General features: G+C 59.1%; 3 protein-coding genes. All 3 read right to left on the bottom strand.

The genetic code is table 11. The features are described 5' to 3' along the window. The coding region (locus tag WA354_RS00580) for an ABC transporter permease (protein WP_472811060.1) at nucleotides 1-617 on the bottom strand (617 nt) is incomplete at its 3' end. 45 nt (nucleotides 618-662) lie between these two features. Then, nucleotides 663-3,113, bottom strand: a complete 2,451-nt coding sequence (locus WA354_RS00575) for an ABC transporter permease (protein ID WP_472811059.1) — start codon at nucleotides 3,111-3,113, stop codon at nucleotides 663-665. A 1-nt stretch (nucleotide 3,114) separates the two neighbouring features. Beyond that, nucleotides 3,115-3,834, bottom strand: a complete 720-nt coding sequence (locus WA354_RS00570; RefSeq protein WP_348264820.1) for an ABC transporter ATP-binding protein — start codon at nucleotides 3,832-3,834, stop codon at nucleotides 3,115-3,117. Nucleotides 3,835-3,919 lie beyond the last annotated feature (85 nt).

Raw genomic sequence — 3,919 nt, 5'->3', positions numbered from 1 at the left:
TCGCCGAAGAAAGACGGCGGAGCAATTCCCACGATCGTAAAGGGGTGTGCCTGGATCGACACGGTTTGGCCGACGATGCTTGGATCGGCGCCAAACTCGCTCTGCCACGAGCGGAAACTGAGCACGATTACCGGCGAAGATGTCGGTTGATCGTCGGAGTCGCTCAAGACCCTGCCTGCGTACGAACCAACTCCCAGGGTCGAGAAGTAGTTTCCGGTGACAAACTCTCCATGCAATTCTCTCGGCAGCGCATTGCCGCGCCGCACGCTCCATTGCCACTGGCCTGCCTGCATCGCGGCCAGTGATTCGAACTCGGGGGCGGAGCTCTTCAGATGCTGATAGAGATCGTAGGAGAAGATATCGAAGTCGCCGTTCTCTCCGACAAAACCGCCGTTGACGCAGCAGTTGTCGGTGTCACCGATGCGGTAGAGTTGCTTGGGGTCGCTGACCGGAAGGCTGCGCAGCAGGATTCCCTGCACCAGCGTGAAGATGGCGGTGTTGGCTCCGATGCCAAGGGCGAGCGTAATGATTGCGGTAAGCGCGAATCCCGGCGATTTGCGCAGCTGGCGCAGCGCATAGCGAAGGTCTTGCAGCGTGTTGTTCAGTGCCTGCGTCATCGCGATTCAGCTCCGAAGGGTTTGAGGGTCTGGATCGTGCCTTGTCTATTCGTTCCTGAGCGCCTGCATCGGCTGAATGCTCGCGGCGCGTCTCGCCGGTATAAATCCGGCAACAATAACCGTGAGCGCCAACGCAACGGCCGCGCCGAGGAAGCTGATGGGATCAAAGGGCGCGACGTTGAACAGCATCGAGCGCAGCAATCGCACAGCGGCAATGGAGCCGAGACCTCCGGCAACGAGCCCGACGACAATAACGGCTGTGCTTCCCTGCAGTACCAGGCGAAAAATACCGCCGCGCGACGAACCGAGCGCCATACGCAGAGCGAACTCGCGGTTGCGTTCAATCACGGAGTAAGCCATGACTGCGTAGAGTCCCATCATCGCGACTAGCACACTGCAGATGGCGTAAACGCCAAGCAATTCCGCGGGGATGCGCGACATTTGATATTGCTGGCCGGTCACATCTTCGAGCGTGCGAACGTTCTCAAGCGGGAGGGCTGAATCAAGGCCAGCGATGGCTTTGCGCAGTTGTGCCGCGACTGCGTCCGCGCTGGTGCGAGAATGAACGGCAATAATCGCGTAGCCGTATCCTGATTTGCCTTGCAGAAGGGGCAGGAAGACAACGGGATTGGGATCTGTGTTATCGGGACTATGGTACGCGTAGTCGTGGACGATGCCGATGATCTGGCGCTGGACCTTGTCTACAACGATGCTGCCGCCGAGTGCATTTCCATTCGGCCAATAACGGTGGGCCATGGACTCATTGATAACTGCAACCCTGGGAGCGGCGTCGTTATCGGAGGTCGTGAAATCGCGGCCCTGCTGGATCTGAATACCTGTCGTGCGGAAGAAGTCGGGTCCGTCGAAGTCCGTCACTACAGATTTGTCTTCCCCTTTTGCGGGGACGTGACCGGGAATGCTGAAATCGCGCGTGTTGCCTGATCCCCAATCGCCCATGGGCAGGTGGGAGGTCACTGTAGCAGAGGCAACGCCCGGCGCGTTGCGCAGCCGATCGAGCGCATCGGTGAGAAAGATGCGCCCACGGTCGTCGTTGTAGCCGGCCCTGGAAAGGTCAATGACGGCGGTGAGAGTGTTGGCGCGATCGAATCCGACAGGGCGATTAAAGATGTTGAGCGAGGTTCGGGTCAATAGCCCGCAGCACGCGAGCACGATAAAGCAGATCCCAAGTTGAACGCCAAGCAGGATGCGCTGGCCGATTCTCTTGCGGGTTGAACCGGCAACGGCCGCACTGCCCTCGTGCAGAGCTTCGCGCTGGGAAACTCGCAGCGACTGGCGAATGGGGTACATGCCGCAAACCAGGGTGACCACGATGGCAATGGCAGCGACGAAGACCGTGATGCGCCAGTCGCTTTGCAGATTAAAGGCGAGTGGGAAACCGAAGTCGGGCATCAGGACGTAAATAGCACGAGAGATTCCTACGCTGGCCGCCCAGCCGGCGAGCGCACCTGCGAGCGCGAGCAACCCGGTCTCGATAAAGACCTGCGCAGCAATGCGTGAGGGCCTGGCGCCGAGAGCAGTGCGGATGGCAATTTCGCGGCGCCGGCGCGCGGCATGTTGACCGAGCAGAGATGCGATGTTGATGCAGACTAGAAGCATCAACAGGCATGAAGCGCCAAGCAGCACGGGAAGCATTTCTCCAATGACGCCGAAGAATCCCTTCTGCATGTTCGATGAGTCATAGAGGTTCAGATCCCAGCTGTTTAATTGATCGTTCTTCTGCGCGAGCGCAAAAGACCGGGCCAGGGTGTGAAGTTCAGCCTTGGCGGTGGCGTCCACAATGCCAGGACGCTGTCGAACAACGACCTGCAATCCAGCATGGAGCAGCGGATCAGGGGGAGCATCGGCGGAGAGGTCACGCAAAGCAGAGAGCGGAACCCATGCTGCCTCTGCAACGCCGCCAAAGATGCCGGCAAAATCGCGAGGGGCTACGCCGATGACGGTGAAGACATGGCGATTGATGTTGACGGTGCGACCGATAATGGAGGGGTCGGCGTTGAATCGGTCGCGCCACAAGCCATCAGACAGGACGATCGCGTCCGTTGAACCAAAGGCGTGATCGTCGGCATCGGGCTGGAAGAAAGTGCCGACTTCCGGCTTGACTCCGAGCAGTTGAAAGTAATTGGATGAGACGGTCCCGGCGGGGATCGCCTGCGGCTGCGTATTGGGCAATGCGAGATTGAGCGTAGCGAGATCGAATGCCGCCGCATCGCTGAATGAGCGGGCCTGCTGGCGCAAGTATTTGTATTGCTCGTAGCGGACGGAGTAGCCATCGCCGCCGAGCACAGTGGCGGAGACAAAACGCAATGAGCGCGCATCTCGCACCTGTGGCCAGGGATTGAACAGAACCGCATTGGTCCACGTCGCGACTGTGGTCAATGCGCCGATGCCCAATGCCAGCGTGAGCACGGCTGTAAGCGTAAAGCCAGGCGACATGCGCAGCTGGCGTACCGCATAACGCAAGTCCTGGCCGAACACTTTACGCCTCCACTTCTTCCGTTAGCTTCTTCAGCTCGTCTTCCGAGACAACTTTGCCGTCGAAGAGATGCACTTCGCGCTCGGCGTGCTTGGCGAAACGTGGATCGTGCGTCACCATGCAGATGGTGGAGCCTTCGCGGTGCAGGTCGGCGAGCAGATGCATTACGGCCTCGCCGTTCTTCGAGTCGAGGTTTCCGGTAGGCTCATCGGCCAGTAGGATCGATGGAGATCCAGCAAGTGCGCGGGCCACGGCGACGCGTTGCTGTTGACCGCCAGAAAGCTGTGCGGGATAGTGCCGCATTCGGTGCGCCATGTTCACGCGCTCCAGGGCTTCCTTTACGCGCTTCTTGCGCTCAGCCGAAGGCATGCCGGCGCGATAGGTCAACGGAAGCTCAACATTCTCTTCCACGGTGAGATCGCCGATCAGGTTAAAACTCTGGAAGATGAAGCCGATCTCCTGATTGCGAATGCGCGAGCGCTCGCCGAAGCTCAGGTTCTCAACTGGCTTGTTGTTGAGCAGGTACTTGCCGCCCGTGGGTGTATCGAGCAGCCCCAGGATAGACAGCAGCGTGGACTTGCCGCAGCCCGAGGGGCCGGACATGGCCACGTACTCGCCACGCGAAATGGTGAGGTGAATACCGGAGAGCGCGTGCGTCTCCACTTCATCGGTGTAGAAGACTTTGGTCAGGTCTTCAATGTCAATCAGCTTGTCGTTTGCCATCCAATCCCCCTCGTGAATTCAGTTGTCAGTTATCAGTGGTCAGAATGGTCTTGCATCTGATCGCTGTGTTTGGTTCCTCAAATTC

This window comes from Occallatibacter sp., assembly GCF_049802275.1.
In the GTDB taxonomy this organism is placed as follows: domain Bacteria; phylum Acidobacteriota; class Terriglobia; order Terriglobales; family Acidobacteriaceae; genus Telmatobacter.
Note: the sequence above shows the minus strand (reverse complement) of the source record. Positions and strands in the feature narration are given on the sequence as shown.